Source organism: Klebsiella sp. F11 (genome assembly GCF_056712265.1).
In genome coordinates, this window is the sequence record NZ_CM160060.1 from 3,683,747 (window position 1) to 3,708,011 (window position 24,265).

General features: G+C 51.6%; 34 protein-coding genes and 2 pseudogenes. 16 read left to right on the forward strand and 20 right to left on the reverse strand.

Features of this window, described 5'->3' with window-relative positions:
* Positions 1-450: 450 nt before the first annotated feature.
* From AC1M2H_RS18275 to AC1M2H_RS18360, 18 genes and pseudogenes are all read right to left on the reverse strand, one after another.
* Entirely contained in the window at positions 451-1,077 is a 627-nt protein-coding gene (locus tag AC1M2H_RS18275) for a YagU family protein (protein WP_480148480.1), read from the reverse strand.
* A 329-nt stretch (positions 1,078-1,406) separates the two neighbouring features.
* Positions 1,407-2,096 (reverse strand): bacteriophage antitermination protein Q, encoded by a 690-nt coding sequence (locus AC1M2H_RS18280; RefSeq protein WP_480148481.1) that lies wholly within the window; start codon positions 2,094-2,096, stop codon positions 1,407-1,409.
* Positions 2,093-2,203 (reverse strand): hypothetical protein, encoded by a 111-nt coding sequence (locus AC1M2H_RS18285; protein ID WP_480148482.1) that lies wholly within the window; start codon positions 2,201-2,203, stop codon positions 2,093-2,095. The genes AC1M2H_RS18280 and AC1M2H_RS18285 overlap by 4 nt, the downstream gene beginning before the upstream one ends.
* Positions 2,200-2,826: a recombination protein NinG gene (locus AC1M2H_RS18290; protein ID WP_480148483.1), complete on the reverse strand. Its 627-nt coding sequence runs from the start codon at positions 2,824-2,826 to the stop codon at positions 2,200-2,202. The genes AC1M2H_RS18285 and AC1M2H_RS18290 overlap by 4 nt, the downstream gene beginning before the upstream one ends.
* Positions 2,827-2,828: 2 nt before the next feature.
* A complete protein-coding gene (locus AC1M2H_RS18295) occupies positions 2,829-3,035 on the reverse strand; it encodes a hypothetical protein (RefSeq protein ID WP_480148484.1) in 207 nt (68 codons plus the stop codon).
* Positions 3,035-3,631 carry a DUF1367 family protein gene (locus tag AC1M2H_RS18300; protein ID WP_480148485.1) on the reverse strand — a complete coding sequence of 199 codons (597 nt, stop codon included), beginning with the start codon at positions 3,629-3,631 and terminating at the stop codon, positions 3,035-3,037. Before AC1M2H_RS18300 ends, AC1M2H_RS18295 begins: the two co-directional genes overlap by 1 nt.
* Before the next feature lie 35 nt (positions 3,632-3,666).
* Positions 3,667-3,915 (reverse strand): hypothetical protein, encoded by a 249-nt coding sequence (locus tag AC1M2H_RS18305; RefSeq protein ID WP_480148486.1) that lies wholly within the window; start codon positions 3,913-3,915, stop codon positions 3,667-3,669.
* Positions 3,916-4,023: 108 nt separating this feature from the next.
* Positions 4,024-4,257, reverse strand: a complete 234-nt coding sequence (locus AC1M2H_RS18310; RefSeq protein WP_480148487.1) for a DinI-like family protein — start codon at positions 4,255-4,257, stop codon at positions 4,024-4,026.
* A 47-nt stretch (positions 4,258-4,304) separates the two neighbouring features.
* Positions 4,305-5,417, reverse strand: a complete 1,113-nt coding sequence (recA, locus tag AC1M2H_RS18315; protein ID WP_480148488.1) for a recombinase RecA — start codon at positions 5,415-5,417, stop codon at positions 4,305-4,307.
* A 210-nt stretch (positions 5,418-5,627) separates the two neighbouring features.
* Positions 5,628-6,047, reverse strand: coding sequence for a hypothetical protein (locus tag AC1M2H_RS18320; protein WP_480148489.1), 420 nt, complete (start codon positions 6,045-6,047; stop codon positions 5,628-5,630).
* Positions 6,044-6,828 (reverse strand): annotated as a pseudogene (locus AC1M2H_RS18325) (ParB/RepB/Spo0J family partition protein). The gene AC1M2H_RS18320 and the pseudogene AC1M2H_RS18325 overlap by 4 nt, the downstream one beginning before the upstream one ends.
* Positions 6,821-7,156: a DUF977 family protein gene (locus AC1M2H_RS18330; protein ID WP_480148490.1), complete on the reverse strand. Its 336-nt coding sequence runs from the start codon at positions 7,154-7,156 to the stop codon at positions 6,821-6,823. The pseudogene AC1M2H_RS18325 and the gene AC1M2H_RS18330 overlap by 8 nt, the downstream one beginning before the upstream one ends.
* Positions 7,157-7,163: 7 nt before the next feature.
* Positions 7,164-7,913 (reverse strand): ATP-binding protein, encoded by a 750-nt coding sequence (locus AC1M2H_RS18335; protein ID WP_480148491.1) that lies wholly within the window; start codon positions 7,911-7,913, stop codon positions 7,164-7,166.
* Positions 7,914-7,915: 2 nt separating this feature from the next.
* On the reverse strand, positions 7,916-8,824 hold the full coding sequence (locus tag AC1M2H_RS18340) for a DNA-binding protein (RefSeq protein ID WP_480148492.1): 909 nt from the start codon (positions 8,822-8,824) through the stop codon (positions 7,916-7,918).
* 14 nt (positions 8,825-8,838) lie between these two features.
* On the reverse strand, positions 8,839-9,027 hold the full coding sequence (locus AC1M2H_RS18345) for a ClpX C4-type zinc finger protein (RefSeq protein ID WP_243216753.1): 189 nt from the start codon (positions 9,025-9,027) through the stop codon (positions 8,839-8,841).
* A 75-nt stretch (positions 9,028-9,102) separates the two neighbouring features.
* Positions 9,103-9,363 (reverse strand): hypothetical protein, encoded by a 261-nt coding sequence (locus AC1M2H_RS18350; protein WP_480148493.1) that lies wholly within the window; start codon positions 9,361-9,363, stop codon positions 9,103-9,105.
* A gap of 8 nt (positions 9,364-9,371) precedes the next feature.
* Positions 9,372-9,908, reverse strand: a complete 537-nt coding sequence (locus AC1M2H_RS18355; protein ID WP_480148494.1) for a toxin YdaT domain-containing protein — start codon at positions 9,906-9,908, stop codon at positions 9,372-9,374.
* 2 nt (positions 9,909-9,910) lie between these two features.
* On the reverse strand, positions 9,911-10,144 hold the full coding sequence (locus AC1M2H_RS18360; RefSeq protein WP_110275605.1) for a transcriptional regulator: 234 nt from the start codon (positions 10,142-10,144) through the stop codon (positions 9,911-9,913).
* Positions 10,145-10,247: 103 nt separating this feature from the next.
* Between AC1M2H_RS18360 and AC1M2H_RS18365 the strand changes: the two genes are divergently transcribed.
* The 3 genes from AC1M2H_RS18365 (at position 10,248) to AC1M2H_RS18375 (ending at position 12,345) form a co-directional block, all read left to right on the forward strand.
* The gene (locus AC1M2H_RS18365; RefSeq protein WP_480148495.1) at positions 10,248-10,643 is read left to right on the forward strand and encodes a helix-turn-helix domain-containing protein; all 396 of its coding nucleotides are present in this window, start codon (positions 10,248-10,250) and stop codon (positions 10,641-10,643) included.
* Positions 10,644-10,771: 128 nt separating this feature from the next.
* On the forward strand, positions 10,772-11,521 hold the full coding sequence (locus tag AC1M2H_RS18370) for a HipA family kinase (RefSeq protein WP_480148496.1): 750 nt from the start codon (positions 10,772-10,774) through the stop codon (positions 11,519-11,521).
* Positions 11,518-12,345, forward strand: a complete 828-nt coding sequence (locus AC1M2H_RS18375) for a DUF3037 domain-containing protein (RefSeq protein WP_480148497.1) — start codon at positions 11,518-11,520, stop codon at positions 12,343-12,345. Before AC1M2H_RS18370 ends, AC1M2H_RS18375 begins: the two co-directional genes overlap by 4 nt.
* Before the next feature lie 102 nt (positions 12,346-12,447).
* Here AC1M2H_RS18375 and AC1M2H_RS18380 read toward each other — a convergent pair whose 3' ends face one another.
* Both AC1M2H_RS18380 and AC1M2H_RS18385 read right to left on the reverse strand, forming a co-directional pair.
* Positions 12,448-12,507: a DUF2767 family protein gene (locus tag AC1M2H_RS18380; RefSeq protein ID WP_480151981.1), complete on the reverse strand. Its 60-nt coding sequence runs from the start codon at positions 12,505-12,507 to the stop codon at positions 12,448-12,450.
* Positions 12,494-12,619, reverse strand: coding sequence for a DUF2767 family protein (locus AC1M2H_RS18385; RefSeq protein WP_480148498.1), 126 nt, complete (start codon positions 12,617-12,619; stop codon positions 12,494-12,496). Before AC1M2H_RS18385 ends, AC1M2H_RS18380 begins: the two co-directional genes overlap by 14 nt.
* Before the next feature lie 374 nt (positions 12,620-12,993).
* On the opposite strand from AC1M2H_RS18385, the pseudogene AC1M2H_RS18390 reads away from it, so the two are divergent.
* The 13 genes and pseudogenes from AC1M2H_RS18390 to asnS all read left to right on the forward strand — a co-directional run.
* A pseudogene (locus tag AC1M2H_RS18390) lies at positions 12,994-13,107 on the forward strand (hypothetical protein); the annotation flags it as partial.
* The gene (locus tag AC1M2H_RS18395) at positions 13,104-13,295 is read left to right on the forward strand and encodes a DUF1482 family protein (RefSeq protein ID WP_480148499.1); all 192 of its coding nucleotides are present in this window, start codon (positions 13,104-13,106) and stop codon (positions 13,293-13,295) included. The pseudogene AC1M2H_RS18390 and the gene AC1M2H_RS18395, both read left to right, overlap by 4 nt.
* Positions 13,296-13,303: 8 nt before the next feature.
* Positions 13,304-13,462: a YdaE family protein gene (locus tag AC1M2H_RS18400; protein WP_480148500.1), complete on the forward strand. Its 159-nt coding sequence runs from the start codon at positions 13,304-13,306 to the stop codon at positions 13,460-13,462.
* 136 nt (positions 13,463-13,598) lie between these two features.
* Complete coding sequence (locus tag AC1M2H_RS18405; RefSeq protein WP_480148501.1) at positions 13,599-16,460, forward strand: RecE family exodeoxyribonuclease; 2,862 nt, start codon at positions 13,599-13,601, stop codon at positions 16,458-16,460.
* Between the two features lie 13 nt (positions 16,461-16,473).
* Entirely contained in the window at positions 16,474-17,562 is a 1,089-nt protein-coding gene (locus tag AC1M2H_RS18410; protein ID WP_480148502.1) for a RecT family recombinase, read from the forward strand.
* 34 nt (positions 17,563-17,596) lie between these two features.
* Positions 17,597-17,941, forward strand: a complete 345-nt coding sequence (locus AC1M2H_RS18415; protein ID WP_480148503.1) for a hypothetical protein — start codon at positions 17,597-17,599, stop codon at positions 17,939-17,941.
* Positions 17,934-18,548: an ASCH domain-containing protein gene (locus AC1M2H_RS18420; RefSeq protein WP_480148504.1), complete on the forward strand. Its 615-nt coding sequence runs from the start codon at positions 17,934-17,936 to the stop codon at positions 18,546-18,548. Before AC1M2H_RS18415 ends, AC1M2H_RS18420 begins: the two co-directional genes overlap by 8 nt.
* The gene (locus AC1M2H_RS18425; protein ID WP_480148505.1) at positions 18,545-18,853 is read left to right on the forward strand and encodes a DUF7740 domain-containing protein; all 309 of its coding nucleotides are present in this window, start codon (positions 18,545-18,547) and stop codon (positions 18,851-18,853) included. The genes AC1M2H_RS18420 and AC1M2H_RS18425 overlap by 4 nt, the downstream gene beginning before the upstream one ends.
* Positions 18,854-18,860: 7 nt before the next feature.
* Positions 18,861-19,103, forward strand: a complete 243-nt coding sequence (locus AC1M2H_RS18430) for a DUF4060 family protein (RefSeq protein WP_480148506.1) — start codon at positions 18,861-18,863, stop codon at positions 19,101-19,103.
* 49 nt (positions 19,104-19,152) lie between these two features.
* Entirely contained in the window at positions 19,153-19,401 is a 249-nt protein-coding gene (locus AC1M2H_RS18435) for an excisionase family protein (protein WP_480148507.1), read from the forward strand.
* A 42-nt stretch (positions 19,402-19,443) separates the two neighbouring features.
* On the forward strand, positions 19,444-20,733 hold the full coding sequence (locus AC1M2H_RS18440; protein WP_480148508.1) for a tyrosine-type recombinase/integrase: 1,290 nt from the start codon (positions 19,444-19,446) through the stop codon (positions 20,731-20,733).
* Between the two features lie 259 nt (positions 20,734-20,992).
* Positions 20,993-22,195 carry a nicotinate phosphoribosyltransferase gene (gene pncB / locus AC1M2H_RS18445; protein WP_480148509.1) on the forward strand — a complete coding sequence of 401 codons (1,203 nt, stop codon included), beginning with the start codon at positions 20,993-20,995 and terminating at the stop codon, positions 22,193-22,195.
* A 166-nt stretch (positions 22,196-22,361) separates the two neighbouring features.
* Entirely contained in the window at positions 22,362-23,762 is a 1,401-nt protein-coding gene (gene asnS, locus AC1M2H_RS18450; RefSeq protein ID WP_480148510.1) for an asparagine--tRNA ligase, read from the forward strand.
* The last annotated feature ends 503 nt before the right edge of the window (positions 23,763-24,265 follow it).

Genomic DNA, 24,265 nt, shown 5'->3' on the forward strand with positions numbered 1-24,265 from the left:
GAGCCTTTGGGGGTGTCGCGCAGTAATGTGTGTGATGCCGGGTGCCTCCCGGTGAACACTGCTCAGCAATAGTGTTCCGCCATAACTGACAATGACTCTGTAGGGTTAGAACAAAGTCTGCTGATGCGCCCTCCGCTCAGGGGGATTCATCACACAGAAATCATATTAATTTCTGCATTTGTATCAATCAAAATTTGACCAGTTTCTTTAACACTGAATGCTATTTCAGGCTGTTGGCCCTACTGTTACCAACTAAGCATCACTTCGCTGACCTTTAAAGCTGGCGGAAGATGGAGGAGTCCAATCCGTGTCGTTAGCGGCACCACGGGGTTCAAACCGGTTCGCCCACCACTGAGCAGCATCTTCCAGAAATGAAAAAGGCCGCGCGACTGCGCAGCCCTTGAGAGTAAAAGCCCGAACTTGTTGGGCTTTTAGTGTTTGTAGCTCAGTTTATCTGGACGCTGAATTTAGAGAAACCTCTGCATCAGGTTCATGCGTAATCCTGTTTCGGAGATCCCGTCGAATTATCTCAATAGACCAGAACCATATCAAGTGGCCGAATATCTCAGACACGTTTTCATACCATGGAAGGTCGAAAAGCGGAGGAGTTAAGCCCATAAGTGGGAATGAAATCATATGGACAAAGATCTGTGCAAGTGCACCGGCTAGCAGCCCTTGCCATAACTTAATTTTTGGGAACACTTCAGCAACGATACAGTACCCAACTGCGAACACTATAGAGAAGATAATGTGTGTTACACCAACCCAGTTAAAAGCATGTCCTGCAAAGGTGTAGACAGCCGCGTTGGGGTCTGCCAATCCCAGCCAGTCACGAAGAAAAATGTATGGAGGATTAAGGAAGTTTCTGGAGCAGTCGATTTGGCCAGCAGCTCGGATTAGCGATTCAGGACCACATGCAGTGGTAAACATGTCCACAGGGCTACGAGGAGGAAGAGGCACTTCAGCGCCCCATTTTACAAATGCCGAAACCACACCCGAAATAAGCCCAATCAATAAAGCAACGCCATAACGCCGCCTACGAGGTTCGGTCTGTACAAAAAGGTCTTTTAACGCCATAAATCCACCACTTAGAAGTATTATTTACGATTCTTTAATATTTCTTAAGTTGGGTGTATATCACTTTGATTTAGATCAAAGTTTGTATTCTACTCGCTAAAATTGTTTAACCCCTGAACCGTCAAATGGTTGTGCCGAGGTATTTAGGTATGCTCGTCACTGAGGACTTAAACCTGAACCATAAGTCTGTAAGGCTATAGCTCTTTTTTCGATAACTTAATGGCCAAGACCCAAAAAACCCAAGGCGTTAACCTCGGGCTTAAAATTCAACTTATTGCCAGTGCATACAACAGTGGCACAATATCAGATTTACACGAAATATATGCCAATCAATCTACTTTTGCAACACTCTGCTGCGAAAAAGTCGATTTTTGTTGCGAACGTGATTTTGTTAAAGCGAGCAATGACTCTCGATCAAGTTGAACAAAAATAGCTAGCATGGCCTGCCAATGCTCAGTAAATGTCTTGGACCAGTTTTTTTCCTCTACACCTACCATCTCAGCAAGCTCGCAATACTTATACATTTCACGCCCTGCCAGCCCCGCTTTCGCATCCTGCGCCGCCAGCCAGATAAGTTGACGCAGTCTGTCCATGGTCTTCTTCGCTATGCGCTTCCCGGCCAGCTGCGCACTGAATTGCTCCCACGCCCACCGGGTGATCGTCTCCTGATGCTCCCAGCGGATGTTTTCACTGTAGTTCCACAGCAGCCAGGCCTTTTGATGTTCGTCCAAAGACAGCAGCGCACGGCGCCATGATGCGGTTACGTACTCCACCGGTTGTACCAGCGGTATATGTGAGCCTTTAGCGTGTGACTGCTTTCCGGGGATCGGAGGATTGTTCAACGTTATCCACTTTTCCGTTTCCTCATCCCAAATGCGCTGTTTTTTACGTGGGAAGGTGTTCGTGTCGAATTGGGCGTTTTCCAGCCATGCCATCAGCTGCCCTTTTGTTGCCCCGCTCAGGTCGGCAGTTGCCACGATGAGCTGCTCGCGTACGTACTGAAGGTATTGAGTGTTCATGCGGCTTCCTTCTGTTTGGGTTTGGCCTGACTATGTTTCGCTACTGGCGGCATGCTGGCGCGCTTAACGCTTTCTGCCTGGTATCGCAGGAAGTCGAAGTGGTTCATGCTGCCTCCGAACGGCGAGTGCGGCGCTTCTCCAGCGCGCGGGCTTTACGGGTAAATATTGATTTGATGCGCTGCAGGTATGGGATGTCGAAATTGCGAATGGCGTTGTCGTTGTTCAGGGCATCCACGGTTGCCGGGCCGATTCTCTGAATAAGCCCCTGCTCGAATGCCTTTTGAGCGCCGGCGCGGTCACGGTTGCAATAGACGCATTGCGCTGCGGTATTGTGCAGATTGAACGACAGATGACGAGCGGCGCCCCGGGTGCGGTAATGTCCACAATCCATAGTTCCGCCCAACTTTTGTTCTGGCAGTCGCCCACAGCTGATGCAGGGCTTACCGGCGTCGCGCAGGCGTACGTATTTGTTAAACGCTGTCTGTGCTTCGCCGCGCCATTGAGATTTTGTTTTCAGCTCAATACGCTTAGCCCGGCGGCGTTGACGGCCCTCTTTCTCCGATTCGCGCTGACGCTGTAGCGCCTTTTTCTTTGCGGTTTCTCGGGCTTTTGCCGCCTGTTTTTTGCCGATCGCGCTGGCGCATTCGAAGCAGCAAACGGTCTGCCCTTCCCGGGCCGGATAGAACCACTCGCGACAGTGGGCACATTTACGGCGAGATCTCTTAGCCATGCTCACCCCCACATCCGGTTACGCCAGCGGGAATCCGGGCGGGGTGGATTCTCGTCCTCCACCAGTTGCGCGCTGACGGTCCAGGTAAGGAAGTCAGGGTTTAAGCTGCGTTCAACTTTGATCCCCCGCTGCCGGTATTTAGCCACCAGCTCGTCTGCCTGGGCTGTTGTGCATTCGGTGTGGGCGAACCATGATTTTTTCATAGTCATCACCCCGCGAAGCTCAGCAACTGGCTGGCAGCATTCTCTGCCTCAGCCGGAGAATGAAATTTGCGACGCAGAATGTAGTTCCACAGCACGTTCAGCACCGATTTGTAGACGCCGTTAAACTGGCTGTCGTCCATGCTGGCGAAGGAGATGGATTTGGCTATTCGGCGACGGCTGCCATCAGGCATCTGGTATTCGTCGTAGAAACCGGCCTGAATGGTTGCCCACTCGCGAAAGGATTCGAAATTCTTCAGCAGCGCCATATCACGGGAACGAGAAAGCCCCACCGAAGAGAGGTACATCTCTGCGGCGTTATGGAGCGCAGCGCGCTGCTCCATGTCAGATGAAAGGAAATCGGCATACCCGGAGATAAGAGCGCGCTCGGCTGGCTCAATGAGTCCGCCAGTCGGCGTCCAGTAGTGATATCCAAGCGTAAGAAGCTTGAAAAACTTTTTGTGGAAGGCGTAGTTGCGGGGCTTGCGGAACTCACCGCAGAGCAATTGCCCGACGGGAATCAGTTGCAGGTATTCGCTGGTTCCCGGCTCAGCAGAAATCAGGACGTTTTGAAAGCTTTTCTCGAATTGCAGTGTTTGCGCCATGGTATATCTCCGTGGCGCAGTAGGTTAACGGTTGTTCAGGCCGTTGATTTCATATTATCAGAAGGTGGAATGAGGCGGTAGCCCAGTCTTTCAGCAAACCTCATGAACCCATTAAGCGTAAAAATTTCTTCATCAGACAATAATGGTCGCATCGAAACAATACCATTAGACCTGTATATCAAATGTCTTCCAGAGGAAGGGAAACTACAGATGATTGCTCCATCAGATCTCCTTACGACATCATACCACGCGTGACCATCGGGAACTTCAACACTATCACTCACACGATCCCCCAGAGCGACATTCCGACGCAAAAATAAAATCCGGTAGCAGCATCAAAGGGAAACGCTTGTTGCGATACTTTAAAAATGCCCGCCACCTTTAAAGGTGAATTAATAAAACCAGTCGTCAGCGCTTTTCCACGTTTCCTGGAGAATATCCTGTATACGTTGCTTGTCTCCGTCTGCACCACCGATTACGCTAAGGCCGTCTGAGCCTGCTACCCGGATCCGTAATAAGCAGTCTGCATAATCTTTGCTGATGCGACGCAGGAGTTCTTCTTCAAGAGCTGGCACAGCACCGTCTGGTAAAGATTTACTCTTATCAATCGTCAGTTCAATTTTCATTATCTCTTACCACGTCAGGCGACAATGACAAATCATGTTCGCGACAATTATTCTTCGGATTCCGTGTATGCCTCAGTTTCATCATCGTCGGATACGGTTTTTTTGCGGGAGGATGCTGGCAGTTCAGCGTCCGGACGCAGATACCATTCGCGAACCTGCAACTCTACGTCGGCAAACACCTCTGAATTCTGCTTTAACCACTCCATAGCGTTTGCCTTACCCTGCCCGATGCGTTCAGTGCCCAGGCTATACCATGCTCCCACCTTAGTGATGATTTTGGCATTTTCGGCCAAGGTAAGAACCTCGCTTGCGCGGGAGATACCTTCACCATAAAGAATATTGAACTCAGCCTGACGGAATGGTGGCGCCACTTTATTTTTTACAACTTTAACGCGGGTTTCATTACCTACCGGATTATTGTCCTTATCTTTCACAGAGCCGATCCGGCGCACATCCATACGCACCGATGCGTAGAATTTGAGGGCATTGCCGCCGGTTGTCGTTTCGGGATTTCCAAACATTACGCCAATTTTCATTCGGATCTGGTTAATGAAAATAACAATTGATTTAGAGGTATTGATGTTTCCCTTCAGCTTGCGCATCGCCTGACTCATCATGCGCGCATGCAACCCCATATGAGAGTCACCTATTTCACCTTCGATTTCTGCCTTTGGCGTGAGTGCGGCTACAGAGTCAACTACCACCACGCTAACCGCGCCAGAACGGACCAGGGCATCAGTGATTTCGAGAGCCTGTTCTCCCGTGTCAGGTTGTGCCACCAGCAGATTATCAATGTTAACGCCCAGCTTTGCCGCATAAGACGGATCAAGCGCATGCTCTGCGTCGATGAAAGCACACTGAAGCCCCAGCCGTTGCGCGATGGCTATTGCAGATAGCGCCACCGTGGTTTTGCCAGATGATTCCGGGCCGTATATCTCAACAATTCTGCCTACCGGGAGACCGCCGCCCAGCGCAATATCGAGAGACAACGAACCGCTGGAAATGGTTTCAACAGCCATGCAAGAACCTTCACCCAGCCGCATAATTGAGCCTTTACCAAACTGCTTTTCAATTTGCCCCATGGCGGACTGTAGCGCTTTTGATTTTTCTTCCTGAGTAACAGGTTTCTCATTCAAAACTTTCTTCTTGTCGTTCGCCATGGTGGATTCTCCTGACAGGTATTGATATATGTATTTATACACAGTACTGTTTGAATATACAGTACACCTGTAACTAGGAATGATCAATATCTTAAGAGCGCGAATTGTTAACTATGCAGTGGTGGCCGCAAAAGAAAACCCGCCGTAGCGGGTTGAATTGATGCGTTTTTTTAAGCTGCGATATCTTTTGACTGGCATAGCTCCGGCAAATTAGCCCTCACCAGTGCCTCGGCGAACGGTGGCGGGGGTTTCTGGCAGCAATCTGTAGTCGCAGGAGCCCTGCCACCCGTTTTCAGCTGACGGCTTTTCGTAATCACACTCAGTGGCCTGTTGGATAATCACGCCCCAGCGGGTTGTGCCTGCTTCCTCCGGCCATCCATCGCCAGCATCCCCGCGATAATCATCGATCATCTCTTCAGCCGCTTTGATTGCCTCTTCGCGAGTCGGGTACGTCTCAAACCCTGCATCATCGCTGTACATGAAAAAATTGCGCCCAGCCTTCAGCCCTACGTTCTCCGCAGCCAGCTGCTGATAAGACCTCGCCAGCTTCAGAAACTTTTCCTCTCTGATCGACAGCTCGCCTGCGCTCTCCAGCGACTGAATCAGCTCGTTTACCGTTTCGATGTTCATACAGCCTCCCCGAGCACCCAGCGCAGAGCCGCGGCATACTCACCACTGACACCGTCGAGGGCTTTGGTTATTTCTTTGCGAGATTTGACCCGCGGCTTTGCATCGCCGAGAAACTGCCACTGCCGGCGGGCTTTCTCGTGCCCCCTAGTGCCGGCGGTCGCCGTTTCGAGTTGCTTAACTTTTTCCCGCTGTTCTTCAGGCGGAAGCGTGCCGAGCTGGCGAGCCTGGGTAAATGTGACGGTCCCGGCTTCCACGGCGTCTTTAACTGCCTGAGTGGCATCCAGCAGCGCAAGCGTTGTGCGAACGGTTGGAATACTGACGCCGAACATCAGGGCGAGGTCCTGTTCGTCATGCCCACGCTCCAGCGCGTCGGCCATTTTTTTCGCCCGGCCTAATGGAGTGTCCGCCTGGCGGATTTCGTTTGCGCTGACCATCGCCTGCGCCATACGAACGGCAGAGCCACGTTTAGTTACTGCTGGAACCAGCAGCGGGGATTCACCCGATTTTACCAGGCGCTTATTGGCTTCCAGGGTGTGGCGACACGCTGACGTCCATCAACCACACAGGCCAGCCCGCTTTCGGGGTCCTTCCAGACAATAATCGGCTCAAGCACACCCTGATCCATGATGTTCAACACCATCGCCTCGTTGATGGGCAGGTGAATACGCTCGTCGTAAAGTGGATGCGCTTTGTCAGTTACCAGATGCAGATTTTCCGGCTCGAACATCAAAACGTTCGTCTTGCCGCTGGCGCCGTAAGCGTCGATTGAATTTTTAGCCATGCATAGCCTCCTGAATATCTAAAACGCGTTGAAATACTGGACTACCGAGCAGGCTGTAATTCAGTCCGGTTGCTGCTTTTGGCGCCAGCCCATATCGCTTCATGTCAAAGTCGATGACGGCTCGCTGGTCGCGAAATAAACCTAATCGGCCGTGACGAACAACCTCACCGGTAGCCTCTGCATCGCGGAAATATTTCTGGACGGTGTCACGGCACAGACCCAGTTTTTTAATTGCGTCTGCGGTCGTCAGGCGGCCATGCTGTCGGGTAATGCGGATAATCGCGCGGATGTATTCCCGGCGCTCTGTAGCTGATAGTGCCTTAGCCATACATTCCTCACTTAACGACGCGCAGGTGGCGTACGTTTTTGCGGTAACTATCCCAGTCAAAATTCACCCACATGCCGCCGTCCATCTGGAGCCTGTCAAGAATCCTTGCCCCGAGGGTTTCCTTCAGCGATTCATAGTTCAGGTTGGTCAGGATGCCGACAGGACGCATGGATGACAGGCGGCGATCGATAACCTGATTCAGAATGACCTTTTCGCCGCTGCTGCCGCGCTGAATGCCTACTTCGTCGAGGATAAGCAAATCTACCCGGCAAAGGTCGTCCAGAAGCGAAGCCTCCGACTGCCCGCCGTCGTAACATTCCCGAACGCGTAACATCAGATCCGGGATGGTCACCACCAGCACAGAGTGTCCACCAGCTAACAGGTGATTACCGATTGCCGCGGCAAGATGATTTTTCCCGGTTCCCGGCGCGCCGCTGAATACGAAGCTGGCAAATCCGGAACCGAAGTTCTGCGCATAGCTTTTTGCCATTGTGAGCGCCCGGCGCTGGCCATCGCCTGCCACCTGGTAATTTGCGAACGTGCAGCTCCGATGCAGATCCTGAATGCCTGCGCGTCCAAAGATTTTCTCAGAGCGTGCGCGTTGATTCTGCTTGTCCAGTTCCTCACAGCGCTTGCGCCCTTCCTCGGCTTGCCAGGCACGCCACTCATCGACGCTGCCGAACTTCGGCTCTACACCCGGTGGGATGAGTTTTTTCAGCCGTTCCAACGCACTACCAGTACCAATCATGTTTTTCATCGTTACCCCCTGAACCCACTAGGAATTGATTTGCCGGGTTGGGACACCGTGTTTGGGTCCCGTTTTCCAGCAGGCGCTACGAACGTCCACAGCTCCTCGTAGTGCTTTGAGGGTCCAAAGAACGTAGATGCCTGTTTCACGAACTCGGTATGTAGCTTTCCGGCAGCTGTTACGTAATCCGCGTACCTACGAACGCCATCGGTTAGCTCCTGGACTGTTGCGCCTGATTTAATTCGGGCAGTCCAGGCTTTGAACGCATCGGCCTTGCTGTTGCCACCGGCACGTTTTGGGTATTCCCGCCATGCCTGTTCGAACTCTTCCGGGTATTTGCTTTTTGGCTTTTCAGATGGAGCATCATCGGAAGCCCCACCTTCTGGGGGCGTGGCGTCGCCATGCCCCAAAAGATCTTTATCTTGTTCTTGTTCCTGATCCTGTTCCTGATCTTGGCTTAGTAGCCCCTTCGTGGCCCCTTCCAAAATTCGGCATGTTTCACGTTTAACATCCAGATGAAAATCATTTTTGTAACGCTCGTAAAACGATGAAAGAAATGAATTTTCAGTAAGTGACGCATACTCGTTCCTGACCCCTGCGCAGCGGTTATCACCCGCCTTTAATGCTTTGCCTACCTGATAGGCGGCCATTTCATGCACCCAGACCATCTCAGTGTCCTCGTCATAGCTACAAAACCCCGCTTCGATGGCACTTTTAAGCCCCTTCGAAGCCCCTTCCAAACCCAAGCCCGTTTCATGGGCGATGTAGAGAATTGGCAGGTAATACAATCCGAGCATGTTTGCGTGTGGCGAGGTCATCAGATAGAACGAGACCACCTGCGCTTCAGCGCCTTTTTTCCGCAGTTCACGGCCTGTTTTTCCAAGCCAGAATTGCGGTGCGACTGTTGCATAGTCACGCATAGATACTCCTGAACTTATGACGTTGGCTTATCGGTCTTTTCGGCGTACTGAAAAACCATTTCGACGCACAGAAAGACGCATTTTTGGCAGATAGAGACTCCGGGCCCGGCAATGAGAACGCCTGCAACCTCAACATTGCTCGCGCCGCAAAAAGAACACTTGTGAGTTGGCTGGATGTTTACCTCAACACGGGTTACTGACATACTTACCTCGCAATTACCTCTTCGTTTTTGCACCTGAAAGTCGGTACTGTTCGAGCAGTCCGGCTTTCGCCTTTTTCAGAACAACCCAGCCTGCTTACTACCCTTTCGTACCGCTCGCTTAGCTTCACGGCGCTCCGTTGTGCTGGTTTGTTTCTCTGCCCACAAGCGGCCATGTCTGAGCGCGTCATCAAAAATCGCGCCTTTCCGGCTGGCTTGTGACATCCGGTTGTATAGGTCCTCAACATGCCTTGCCCCCCCCTGAGCCACAGAAAGCGAGAAGCCCTCCTGAAGCAGTGTTTTTTCCACCTGGTTACGAACAAAATCACCCCAGCCCATAAACCCTCCTACAGCACACCCAGCATTGAGCTAACGATGGTCATCAGGGCGCCGGTTTGTTCTGGCATCAGCCGGAACAGGGAGGCTATTCCCTCGCTGACCTCTTTCAGTTTTTGGTGCTCGGGAGCATTCAACATCACAGCCTGCTTGGCCTCTGCGCACTCCTTGATAGCTGAAGCCAGACGCGACAAAGCGTCGTCCTGAGGCATCAGCCGATTACGGAATTCGAGGGGGAGAACGGCCAGAATTGCCGGGGTTAATTTCCGGATATTTTCGCGGGCGTAATCTGTATCACCATCGAGCCAGCGGAACATCTTCTGGCGCCGGCGACTCAGGTCGTCAGGAAAATCCAGCCCGGTACCGCCCTGCCGTTCCCATTCCGCAACGATGAGCCCAGCAACAACATCCTGGTTATCCAGAGCTGAAGCCCACGCCCGAACGGCAGAACAGATCATTTCATGGGTAACTTCGGTTTTATGCTGATACCGGTTTATCAATCTTGGAAGGCACGCTCCGGTATCCTGCTGAAAATGAAGTGAGTGCATAATCAGTCCCCCAAATCTTGAGAGGGCAAACCATCATTCGGATTTGGATAAAGATCCGGGCGAAGTTCGTGCGGCGTAACGCCGGTTGCGTTAAAGATTGGGAAAACCCGCTTTTGCGGTACAACACCGCTATGGCGTTTTTTCCAATGACTGACAGTCATTGATGAGACGTCCAGTTTTTCTGCCAGTTTTGTAGCGTCACCGGCGATATGTATGGCTTTTTCAAGTGCGTTCATAAACCACTCCCTTTAAGTTACACCGCAATTAAACATTATGTTTATTTTATTGTCAACTTTATGAATGTTGAGACGATAAACTTTTAGTTTAAAATCGTGATATATGAGAAAAAATACGCACCAAGCAGATAACCCGCAGGTACAGCGGCTTAACGAAATCATTGAGCAGAAGCGCATATCTAAAGCTGATATAGCGAGGATCTGTGGTGTGAGCTCGCAATCTGTTAACAACTGGTTTGTTAGAGGAGCGGTCGGGAAAAGCTCTGCAATAAAACTTGCTGATGCGCTAGGTGTAAGTCTTGAGTGGGTTTTAGGGCAGGATGTTGATTCCAAAGACGGCTTAAGACCCGACGAACGGAGACTCCTGGAACTCTACAACCAGTTACCGAATGATGAAGAGCAGCAGAACATGCTGCGGATCGTATCTCTGCGCCTAAAGGAACTCGATGAGCTGTACGCCAAGTACATGGGGCGGCGGATTAAGAGTGATACCGAGTAGCTCACAGCCGACGTACAGGAAGCATGGATAATACCGTTGCCCGGTGGCTTGCCGCCCAGAAGGACGATAAAGCTTAAGCTAGGCGCATCAACGGGGTGTTTAGGTGATTATTCTTTTAAGGACTGGTGATGGAACTCCAAAAAAATAATGATGGTGCAATCCCCCATGTCATTGAAATAATTCGCCGCATCAACGAGGGGTCGACTCAGCCGTTTCTTTGTAAGTGTGATGATGGGAAACTGTATGTTTTGAAATCAAAACCTTCAATGCCGCCAAAGAATCTTGTTGCTGAGTTTGTTGCTGGTTGTTTGGCGAGTGATATCGGACTTCCGCTACCAGACTTTAAAGTCGTATTTGTTCCTGAAGAACTAATAGAATATGCACCTGAATTAAAACGTGAAATTTCTACCGGTCATGCCTTTGCATCACAGTACATTGACGGTGCCGTTGCCCTAACATTTATTCAGTCCAGAAATGAGGCGATCATACCCATAGAACAGCAGAAGTTAATCTATGCTTTTGATAGATGGGTATTAAATGCGGACAGAACACTTACGGATAAAGGCGGCAACGTCAATATCATTTATGATGTTGGCAACGATAAGTATTATCTGATTGACCATAATCTATCCTTTGATCAAAATGCAGAACCAGATGATTTTATTGTTCATGTCTATGGGCCGGGTAATCGCAAATGGCAGTATGATTTGATTGACCGCGTAGAGTACCGTCAAAAAGTTGTTGATAGTTTATGCAAAGTGCCGGAGATTTTTGGCGATGTACCAAATGACTGGGTAGTTGATGATGATTTTTTACCTTTCGTCAATAGCACCTTAGAGAAAGGCGACCGTGATGAATTTTGGAGTGCGATAGCATGACCACACCATGTCTATATAGCATTGTTAGATATGCGCCTTATGCGGAGACTGAAGAATTCGCAAACATTGGCGTAGTCATGTGCGCACCTAAAGAAAATTTCTTTGACTTTCAGATAACTAAGCGCAACGACTCTCGTGTTCGAAGCTTTTTCCATGACGATTGTATTTTCCCTGTAGCGAAAGATACTATCCAGAGAGAGTTGCAGTTTGCAAAAGTCCAGGCTAGCCAGATCATTGGGTATCAACAACTTGCTCAGTTTTTTCGGTACTTTACATCCAAGAAAGAGTCAATCTTCCAGTTTAGCTCCACAAGGGTGGTGCTTAGCGCTAATCCAAAGGAAGAGCTGGAGCATATTTACAATAGATATGTAAACCATTCTGACTACACCAAAGAGCGCAGGGAAGATGTTTTGGCAAGAGAGATAAAGCGAAGCATCGATCGAATTGATGGGTTAAAAAACGCCTTCAAACCAGAATCTATTGATGGGTTTTATGCAAAATTCACAATGCCATTAGTTGCCAAAAAACAGAATTTAATTCAGTGTGCAATCAAACCATTGGCCTTCACGCAATCTGAGCCAGGAAAAATGATGGAGCACAGTGACACATGGGTAATGAGGATAACCCGAGCGGCAGAAGAAAACTTACTGGCAACAGAAGACATTCTGTTCACTCTTGAGGTTCCCGACTATCCAAGCTCGGGGCAGCGAAAAGTAATTGATACAATCAAGAGAACAATGGACGCTAAGAAGATTAATCACACTTCTGCTGATAATCATAAAGATACTATTAATTTCGCGAAGAAAATACTTGTTCATCCCTGATCTAGAACTAACTAACCTAATCTAAACCCGGCCCCGCGTCGGGTTTTTACTGCACTACTCTTCCAGCAGCTTCACCGCCAGTTCCATCACCTGAATCTGATCTTAATCCCACTTACCCAACCCCTTTGCAATCTCTGTTCTTATCACGTCAGCTATGGTCACGTGCTTGGTTTCGTGACCTTCGGCGACCATAGCGAACACGACATCCCCGACAATACCCGACAATACGGCACATCTCCTGATAGCGGATCTGTCCAATCTCCTCATAGTCCATAGCTCACCCCAATTGTCTGTTTTACGTCCTATAAAAGCACTAAAAACAGACTCCCCCTGCAAAAACGCACCCTTAATTGAACTTTTTGTTTACTTGCAATAACTCATTTTGTTGACACCAGAATAAACATTGTGTTTAATTACTCCATCGCAACAAACCACCCAGGCAGGACGCCCACGAAGTAGCGGCCCGGCGCATACGAAGACCGGGATGAGGTGGATTTATCAATGCGCAGTAGGTTCAAACGTTCCGCTGGCCGGCGACAAGGCAGAGGTTGAAATGAGTAAAAACGGCATTCGCTCTATGGTCATTTCGGCAGCACTCGGGCTCATCTTCTGGGCTGTTAGTTACAAACCTTTGATGGGGGTTATTTCATGGTTGATTTCGCACGTAAGCCCGCTCGTCAGCAGGCTGTTCGCTTAGGTCCGGTCAGCGTTTTCATTCGCCGGGTTTGTTACCTGCTGGCACAGAAAGGTGACCCGTCATGAGCACGATGTTCGCGCTGATTCTCACCGTCGGCATGCTAACTGGCGGGAATCAGGATGTTCTGCTCGGTGTTTATGACAGCGAATCGGAGTGCAAGAAGGCCGCTGTTGAGCAGGGAGTTAAAGGTGAATGTTTGCCGCTGAAGGGCATTTTGGAAGAGCACCCCGCCGCATTCACGGCGCAGATGTAGGAGGCACGATGCAGAAACACTGCGCGTACTGCCGCAAGCCTATCGAGGAAGGTACAGAAGTGAAAATGACCATCCTCATCATTCACGGTTCGCAGCTGGCGCCACGAGAAAGAACGTATTACTCGAAGCTCTGTGGTCAATACGACCAGATGGCCAACGAGGCATAACGTAAAACCCGCCGAAGCGGGCTGTACGTCCGGTGCCACCGACCAAAGTACACCGGAAATTACCCAAAACCAATGAACACCCAATGGGCGCTATCAATGGCCCGTGGATTCTAACATCCAAAATCGAGGCAACGACATGGAATTTTTTAATCTGATAAGGGCCACTCAAAAATCAGGTAAACCTGACGGCGTTATCTGGCGCACCGCAAAATCTGAAGCTCGCGCTAACCTGCAGCTCGAAGTAGACCTGGAAGATGCGGGAATCGAAACGGGCCGTGGTCATGACTACAATAAGCCGATCCGCACCGATTTCCCGGTCTTTAACGACCTGCCGGCGGAAGGCGTGCTCGATTTCGAATGGTGCACTCGTTACGAGCTCGCCGACGACCAACGCACCTGGCAGTTAAAGGCGGGCGCAGTTCCTGCCGATGCATTTCACCAGGAAGAAGAGACCCCGGATAGCGGGGCTGTCATCGTAGATGGTGTCGATACTTCGACCGGTGAAGTTCTGGATGGCCAGTCCGGCACCGGTAATGCCGATATCACTGAAGACGATGATAAAAACACCCTTTATCCGGTGGCGCAGCTCCGTCGCCCGCAGCGGGTTATCTCGCAATTCATCAGTGATGCCATGACTCACCATGTCACCCAGAGGCAGCGGATCCAAATCGGCGCGCTGGAAATGGACACCGACAATAACTACATCCAGAACCTGTTGCTGGTTACGCGTAGTATTCCTGAGATCGACGAACTCTCGACAGCCAACCTCTGGAAATTAACCGACGCCGTTAAAAAAGTATTTCCCGAAGACAAGCGGACTGAGCTCGGCTTGCTGCTTAATTTCCTGAAAGTCTGGATGGAAACTCCACATATTGACCGTGGCCTTCTGGTTAAAGAATGGGTCTCAGGCAACCGTATTAGCACAGTGCAGCGCACGGATGTCGGTACGAACGCCGGCGGCGGCAACACGACAGACCGTAACCCGGATTATGACCATACTCTGGATACGCTGGATCAGGAGATTGCACTCGCAACGCTGCCAATGGATTTTGATATCTACGATTTCCCGGTTTCGGTTCATCGTCGTGCAAAAGACATCATTGCAGCCAAAGAAAGTCCGTGGAAAGAATGGTCGGCCGCGCTGCGAAAAACACCAGGCATCCTTGATTATTCCCGCGCAGCAATATTCGCCATGATCCGCGGTGCTGGCGATAACGTCCATCATTTCCCTGACAGCCTGCGTCGTTACATCAATTCGAGCCTAACAGAAAGCGTTCATGACAAGCCGGCAGCCGAAACTGTAGCTATCGCCAACAAAGGCGCTGTTGTTGAAGATCCGGCAGGTGATGAAACCAGCAAACTGCTGGCCGCCGAACGCGGTGAATTTGTCGAGGGCATTAGCGACCCGGCAGATCCAAAATGGGTCAGTGAAGACCTGACCAAAACCAAACAGCCTGAAGTTTCCAACCTCGGCGCTGGCAAGTTCTCCATTGAAGGCCTGATGGCCTCTCCTGCCCCAACAAGCACCAAAGAAGAGGCCACCAGCAATGTGCAGATGGAAGCGGCTCAGCCGGTCAAAAACGAAATTGACATTGCGGTTTCAACAGGCGAAAGCGCTGATGCAACTGCTGCGCAAACAGATGCCGTAACCCCGGCGGAAGCACAGCCTGAACTCAGCGCGACCGCTGAAGAGTTAAAGGCGGAGTGGCCTGAGTCTTTCGAGCCGGGGCGCTACGAAGGTCTGCCGAATGAGGTTTATCACGCCGCCAACGGTATCAGCTCGACGCAGATTAAAGATGCGCGGATCAGCCTGATGTATTTCGAAGCGCGCCACGTTGCCAAAACCATCCAGAAAGTACGATCGCTGGTTCTGGATATGGGGAATCTGGTGCATGCGCTGGCGCTGCAGCCTGACGATATGGACAAAGAATTCAGCGTTGAGCCGGAAATCCCGGAAGGTGCGTTTACCACCACTGCGACGATCCGCGCTTATATCGACGAATACAACGCTACTCTGCCGGCACTGTTGAGCAGTGACGATATCAAAGCATTGCTGGATGCACATAACGCCACCCTGCCCGCGCCGTTCCCGCTTGGGGCATCCGTTGACGAGTCCTATGCGTCATATGAGCAACTCCCGGAAGAGTTCCAGCGCATCGAAAACGGGACTAAGCATACGGCTACGGCGATGAAAGCCTGCATCAAAGAATACAACGCCATCCTGCCCGCGCCGATTAAAACCAGCGGCAGCCGCGACGCATTGCTGGAACAGTTGGCAATCATTAACCCTGACCTGGTCGCACAGGAAGCCCAGAAGCCGCAACCACTGAAAGTCTCCGGTACCAAAACGGATCTCATTCAGGTTGTGAAATCGGTTAAGCCGGATGCCGTGTTTGCCGACGAACTGCTGGATGCCTGGCGCGAGAACCCGGAAGGAAAAGTGCTGGTTACCCGTCAGCAGCTAAGCACTGCGCTGGCCATTCAGAAAGCACTGTTGAATCACCCGACCGCCGGCAAGTTGCTGACACACCCGAGCCGCGCAGTAGAGGTGAGTTATTTCGGTATCGATGAAGAGACTGGACTGGAAATCCGTGTGCGCCCTGACCTTGAGATCGACATGGGAGGCCTGCGCATTGGCGCAGACCTGAAGACCATCAGCATGTGGAACATCAAACAGGAAGGTCTACGCGCCAAACTGCACCGGGAAATCATCGAGCGCGACTACCACCTGAGCGCAGCAATGTACTGCGAAACCGCAGCCCTCGATCAGTTCTTCTGGATTTTCGTCAACAAAGACGAGAACTACCACTGGATCGCCATCATTGAGGCATCCGAAGAGCTGCTGGAACTCGGCATACTGGAATACCGCAAAGCGATGCGCGCCATAGCTCACGGTTTCGACACAGGCGAGTGGCCGGCGCCGATCACCGAAGACTACGCCGAAGAGCTCAACGATTTTGATGTGCGCCGTGTCGAAGCGCTGCGCGTACAGGCTTAAGGGGGAAATAACTATGTCCAATTTAATGACTACGACTGATAACCAGACCCAGAAAATCGACAACATTTCGATTCTGACGAATGGCGAATTATTTAACCGCCTCCTGAAAATATCTGAGGTGATGGCAAACAGCGGTAATTTTGTTCCTGAACATTACCGCGGCAAGCCTGATTCCTGCATGGCAGTTGTTATGCAGGCAGCGCGCTGGGGTATGGATCCATTCGCCGTCGCCCAAAAAACTTTCATCGTCGGTAATTCCGGGGTCCTTGGGTACGAAGCTCAGCTCGTCAATGCGGTGATCAACACAATGGCACCAACGAAAGACCGTATTCACTTTGAATGGTTCGGAGCGTGGGAAAACATCGTTGGCCGCTTCGTGGAGAAAACAAGCAGCCAGAACAAAAAGTACATCGCTCCGGGCTGGAATTTGAATGACGAAGCTGGAGTGGGCGTTCGCGCTTGGGCAACGCTTAAAGGTGAGTCTGAACCGCGCGAGCTGGTGCTTATGTTGTATCAGGCGCAGGTCCGTAATTCAACTTTATGGGCCACCGACCCTCGTCAGCAGTTAGCATATCTCGCTGTTAAACGCTGGGCGCGACTCTATTGCCCGGATGTGATCCTCGGCGTCTATACCGCAGACGAGATTGACGAGCGCGAGGAAAAAATAATCAACCCGGCTCAGGCAGAAAAAATCACGCTAAGCGAGATCACTAGCGCAGTAGGTGCTACGGCCAGTGCGCAGGAATCAGCAACTAACGTTGATACGGTTGCAGACGAAATACGCGATCGCATCGATGCCGCCAGCTCCGTTGACCAGGCGAAAGCCATCCGCGCCGATATTGAGTCACAGAAGGCACTGCTGGGTATCGCGCTATTTACTGAATTGAAAAATAAGGCAGTGAAGCGCTACTACTTGGTCGATGCCCGCAACAAGGTTGAAGCCGCGATCAATTCCCTTCCTAACCCCGGCGAACCGGAGGCCGAAGAGCTGTTTGCTAAAGCGGAAGGCACCCTCAATGCAGCCAAACGTCACCTGGGCGATGAACTGTACGACCAGTTCCGTATCACCCTGGACGACATGAAACCGGAATACGTGGGCTAAGGGAGGCGGGAGGGTTCGCCCTCCCGGTAATGATATGAGCAAATCACTAAACGCACGCTGCATCCGCCGCTGGCAGGTTGAATTTAAAGACCGCTGCGACTCGAAATTTAGCACGGTATGGCGCAAGCGTGATCTGCGCGGTTATATCCGCGAATCCGGGCTGATCACTGCCTACTGCATGGTTGAGAGTATGGCTGAGCGCAACGCCAAAGTTGATTTCGACGGCTCTGCTGTTGGCTGGTCACCAGAGTTCTCGAACTGGTATGACGAACGCAGGGAGCAGTATCTCAAGGAGGCGCGCGACTTTCTGAACGAAGAAGCCACCACTGAAGAAATCGACGATGAAATTCAGAACGAGCTGGAGGCATGGAATGACTGAGCGCGGAATGATTTTCAACGGGGAAATGGTGCAGGCGCTGCTGGACGGCCGGAAAACGCAGACCCGGCGCCCTATCAAATGGAGACAGACTCGGGCAACCGAAATTGCGGAGCTTGACGATGGCAGCAAATGGCCTTGGAGCGAAGATGCAGAGAACGCGTGCGATTACTGGCATCCGTGCCACTTTGGTGCTGTAGGCGATCGCATATGGGTACGGGAGACGTGGAACAAATACAGCGGTCTTCTCACTTATCGCGCCGACCATGACTGGATTGATGAAATGCGCAAGGAGACGGTGTGCACGGCTAAATGGCGTCCATCAATCCACATGCCGCGCTGGGCCAGCCGCATTCTGCTGGAAATCACAGACGTGCGGGTTGAGCGGCTTAACGATATCAGCGAGGAGGATGCGCGATCAGAGGGAATTATTGACGGCGGCTGCCTCAATTGCGGGGAATCTGAGCCATGCGGTTGCGCTAATCCAGAGCCTGACGCGACAGATGCCTTTGCCTACCTGTGGCAATCGATCTATGGGCAAGAAAACTGGAACGCTAACCCCTGGGTCTGGGTAATTAATTTTGCGCGCGTTGAAGGCGGTGCAGCATGAGCCTCAAACATCGATTACCCGAGCTGGAAGCCAGCATTGACCCGGCGGCTTTACGTGCGGCCGCCGATGAGTATTCCGATCTGCTGCTAACTCTCTGCCTGTGCATGAAGATGGCCGGCCCCACTCGGGCGAATGTTCGCGCCTGCGCCACTGGACTGAAAATGCGTCTTACGACCTGGCATAGCCAGAAAGAGCTCAACGCGATTCTGTCCAGTTGGGATCCGGTTGGCTATGTGCTGGGACTTCGCCGTGAAGCGAACGACAACGCACGCGCCGTCGGCGATCCCGTTGACGTCTTTGTGTGAGGTGAGCATGCGACTGATAAACCGAAGCAAGCAGTCTCCGCTGGGGCGCCAGGCATGCGATGCGGCGCTGGCCAAACACGTCGAGCTCTACGGAGAGTATGGGCGCCAGAAAACAAAGCGGACCTACACGGTTGTCGTGCAGGGTTCGAAAATTACGGTCGAGGTCGTGAACCGGCGTTGCAGCTACGTGGCCACAGCCATGAACTGCGCCCGGCGGCTGCGGCGCTTACCAGGTCAGGCATTAGTGTAACAATCAAACAGGCTGCGCACCGATCACGCGGCCTGATTCAGGAGAGTATATGAGCGACGTAATTAAACTGATGCCCAATAAGTGGGTTACAGAAAAGAAACTCACAGAAATTACCGGCCTTCGTTCTGGAACAATCGAGAGAGCCAGAAAGAACTCCTGGTTCGTTGGCCGGGAGTATATGCATGTATCACCTGATGGCGATCCTAACCCTAACAGCCAATGCATGTATAACCTGGAAGCAATAAATCAGTGGATAGAGCGTCAGTCGTCGAAACAGCCTGGTGCTCATTCATGCTGAAAGAGATATTCTTAACATGCTCTTGGGCGCCAGGGAGGAAGAATGGCTAAATCGTCATATCCAACTGGCGTTGAGAACCATGGTGGTTCACTTCGCATATGGTTCATTTATCAGGGTGTCAGGGTTAGGGAAAACCTTGGCGTTCCTGATACTCCAAAAAACAGAAAGACGGCTGGCGAGCTAAGAAGCTCAGTATGTTTCTCAATTAAAATGGGTAACTTCAACAATGCCAGTCAGTTTCCCGAATCCCTTAACTTGAAAAAATTCGGGGTTGAGAAAAAGGAAATAACAGTAAGCGAAATTGCTGAGAAATGGCTTGAACTCAAAAAAATAGAGATGAGTAGCAACGGATTTGTTGGTTATGTGTCCATTGTGAAAAACATGGTGCCAAGGATCGGTGGTGACAGGTTCATCTCTTCAGTTAACAGAGAGGATTTGCTGCTTATCAGGAAGGAGCTTCTTACGGGGTGGAAGGTGCCTAAAAAAGGGCATAAGCCATCAAAAGGAAGAACGGTACCCACCGTTAACAACTACATGACCATTATTTCAGGAATGTTCAATTTTGCTGTAGCGAGTGGGTACACGACAGAAAACCCGTTTAACGGTATATCAGCTTTAACGAGAAGTCGCCCAGACCCGGATCCTCTTTCGAGAGATGAGTTTCTGAGACTGCTTGATAGTTGCAAGCATACTCAGATAAGGAACATATGGGCCCTTGCAGTATACACCGGCATTCGTCATGGAGAGCTGGCGTCACTGGCCTGGGAGGATATCGATCTGAAAGCAGGGACGATGATGATCAGGAGGAACTTCACGCCCACAAATGAATTTACCATGCCAAAAACTAAAGCTGGTACGAACAGGGTTGTTTTCTTGATCGAACCAGCAATAGAAGCACTTCGCAGCCAGGCCGAGATGACAAGGTTTGGTAAACAGCACGAGGTAGAAGTAAACCTCCGGGAGTACGGACGAAAGGAAAAGCACGAATGCACGTTTGTGTTTGATCCGCGACTTACAGGGAGGAACTATCTTGCAGGAGACCATTATGCTGTCGGGTCGATAAAGAAAATTTGGGATGCTCACATTAAGCGCGCCGGCCTTCGACACCGTAACGCTTATCAGACGAGACATACTTACGCCTGCTGGTCATTGTCAGCTGGCGCAAATCCAAACTTTATCGCAACGCAAATGGGTCACGCAGATGCGCAGATGGTTTACAAGGTGTATGGAAAATGGATGGCGGAAAAAAACACGGAGCAGGTGGCGCTTTTGAACCAGAAACTATCTGATTTTGCCCCATCCCTGCCCCATGACATTGCATTGAATGGTTAATGTATCGAAATATCATTATGTTACATATCACCATGCTACATATTGATAACACAGGAGGCACGAAATGCGCTCGACCCGGTGCAAAGCTTGTGGTGTGATCCGTGTTCAATATATTAAACTAGGCCTCGCAAATGACCGTCAGCGTCGCCATCGACCTTCACAGCGGGACAGAGTCGGGGAATAAAGCTATAACTCCGCCTCCTTTTTTCTGCCCAGGTTTTGATGGCAACGCTCCAGTGAGAGGATGCTACCGCGCACCATGACACAATTCACTTCTCCTGTACTGCACTCGCTGCTTGATACGGATGCCTACAAGCTGCACATGCAGCAGGCCGTCTTCCACCGCTATAACGATGTACACGTTGCGGCGGAGTTCCGCTGCCGCGGGGATGATTTGCTCGGCATCTACGCCGATGCGATTCGCGAGCAGGTTGAGGCTATGCGCGATCTGAAGCTGCAGGACGATGAGTATCACTGGCTGTCGACCCTGCCGTTCTTTGCGCGCGATTATCTCGACTGGCTGCGCGATTTCCGCTACGACCCGCAGCAGGTCAGCGTCAGCAACGACAACGGCAAGCTGAATATTCGCCTTTCCGGCCCCTGGCGCGAAGTCATTATGTGGGAAGTCCCGCTGCTGGCGGTGATCAGCGAGCTGGTTCACCGCTACCGCTCGCCGGAAATCGGCGTTGAGCTGGCGCTGGAGACCCTCGAGCGCAAGCTGAGCGACTTCCGGGATATCACCGCCGATATCGATATGAGCCGCTTCCGCCTGATGGACTTCGGCACCCGCCGTCGCTTCTCGCGCGAAGTCCAGCAGGCTATCGTCGAACGCCTGCAGCAGGAGCCGTGGTTTACCGGCACCAGCAACTACGACCTGGCCCGGCGCCTGCATCTGACGCCGATGGGCACTCAGGCGCATGAGTGGTTCCAGGCCCATCAGCAGATCAGCCCTAACCTTGCCAGCAGCCAGCGCGCGGCCCTTGCCGCCTGGCTGGAAGAGTATCCGGACCAGTTGGGCATCGCCCTGACCGACTGCATTACGATGGACGCCTTCCTGCGTGATTTCGGCCCGGAATTCGCCGAACGCTATCAGGGTCTGCGCCACGACTCCGGAGAACCGGTTGAATGGGGTGAGAAAGCCATCGCCCATTATCAGAAGCTGGGCATCGACCCGTTGAGCAAGGTGCTGGTCTTCTCCGATAACCTCGACCTGACGAAAGCCGTCGATTTGTATCGTCATTTCTCATCGCGGGTGAATCTCAGCTTCGGCATCGGTACGCGCTTAACCTGCGATATTCCACAGGTTAAGCCGCTCAATATCGTGATTAAGCTGGTGGAGTGCAACGGCAAGCCGGTGGCCAAGCTCTCTGACAGCCCTGGCAAAACCATCTGTCACGATAAGGCGTTCGTACGCGCCCTGCGCGAAGCCTTCGACCTGCCGCCGATTAAAAAGGCCAGTTAAACACCCTAAGGAGCCGTTCTGGCTCCTTGTTCCTTATTTATTTCCGAAAACTCCCGCTCCCGGTGCGAAATCTGCTTGTCTGATGGAAGATGACAGGTAACATAGATATCCCCCGATTGCCGGGGGATACAGATATTTTTATTGGACTACGAATAGAGAGACTATTATGAGCGTTGTGCCTGTAGCCGACGTACTCCAGGGCCGTGTTGCGGTTGACAGCGAAGTCACCGTCCGCGGATGGGTACGTACCCGCCGAGATTCAAAAGCTGGCTTTTCCTTCCTGGCCGTCTATGACGGTTCCTGCTTTGATCCTGTACAGGCCGTTATTAGTAATTCTCTTCCCAATTACAATCAGGAAGTGCTGCGTCTGACCACCGGCTGCTCGGTTATCGTCACCGGTAAAGTCGTGGCCTCGCAGGGCCAGGGCCAGAGCTTCGAAATTCAGGCCAGCAGCGTAGAAGTTACCGGCTGGGTCGAAGATCCCGATACCTACCCGATGGCCGCCAAGCGCCACAGCATCGAGTATCTGCGTGAAGTCGCCCACCTGCGTCCGCGCACCAACCTGATTGGCGCGGTTGCCCGCGTGCGTCATACCCTGGCGCAGGCGCTGCATCGCTTCTTTGACGAGCAGGGCTTCTTCTGGGTTTCTACCCCGCTGATCACCGCCTCGGATACCGAAGGCGCCGGCGAAATGTTCCGCGTCTCCACGCTGGATCTGGAAAACCTGCCGCGTAACGACCAGGGCAAAGTGGATTTCGATAAGGACTTCTTCGGCAAAGAGTCGTTCCTTACCGTATCCGGCCAGCTGAACGGCGAAACCTACGCCTGCGCGCTGTCGAAAATCTACACCTTCGGCCCAACCTTCCGTGCCGAAAACTCCAACACCAGCCGCCATCTGGCGGAGTTCTGGATGCTGGAGCCGGAAGTGGCGTTCGCCAACCTCAACGACGTCGCGGGCCTGGCGGAAGCGATGCTGAAGTACGTCTTCAAGGCCGTACTGGAAGAGCGCGCGGATGACATGAAATTCTTCGCCGAGCGCGTGGATAAAGATGCGATCGATCGCCTTGAGCGTTTCGTCTCTGCCGATTTCGCCCAGGTTGATTATACCGACGCGGTAACGATCCTCGAAAACTGCGGTAAGCCGTTCGAAAACCCGGTCTACTGGGGCGTAGACCTCTCTTCCGAGCACGAGCGCTACCTGGCGGAAGAGCATTTTAAAGCGCCGGTGGTGGTCAAAAACTATCCGAAAGATATTAAGGCCTTCTACATGCGCCTTAACGAAGACGGCAAAACCGTCGCCGCAATGGACGTTCTGGCCCCTGGGATCGGGGAAATTATCGGCGGCTCACAGCGTGAAGAGCGCCTGGACGTCCTCGACGCACGCATGGCGGAAATGGGTCTGAATAAAGAAGACTACTGGTGGTATCGCGACCTGCGCCGCTACGGCACCGTTCCGCACTCCGGCTTCGGGCTGGGCTTTGAGCGTCTGATTGCTTACGTAACCGGCGTTCAGAACGTTCGTGACGTGATTCCGTTCCCGCGCACCCCGCGCAGCGCGACGTTCTAAATATTATTCCCGCTTTGTAAAAAGGGTCAGCGTAAGCTGGCCTTTTTTATGTCAACTTTCGTTAACAAACATTAAGAAATTTAAACATCAAGCCCTCTGCTTCACATTTATGTTACTCACTATTTCGACCCCCACCGAAACGAGAAAGCGCACCTTATGTTCATTCATGGGCGAAATACCTGATTATTTTGCTCATTTTTTAACCACACACCGCACAACATGCAAAGACAAACGCTGCGTAAAAAAGAAGCAAAAACCAGCCACAAAATGCACAAATCGGCATTTATCTAAATTAATCATAATTAATTCATATAGATATATAAGCAACGGCGGTTTTATACGCAAAGTGGAATGGAATTTTGATTGAGTTCACAAAGTTCCCCAAAATTCATATTTTGTTACATACACTTTCCAATTGTTACCCATATACGACATTGGTAGCATTTTCCGGCTAGCGAAACGATGTCGCGGATGGAAAGATGCCTTCAGACACCAAACTATCA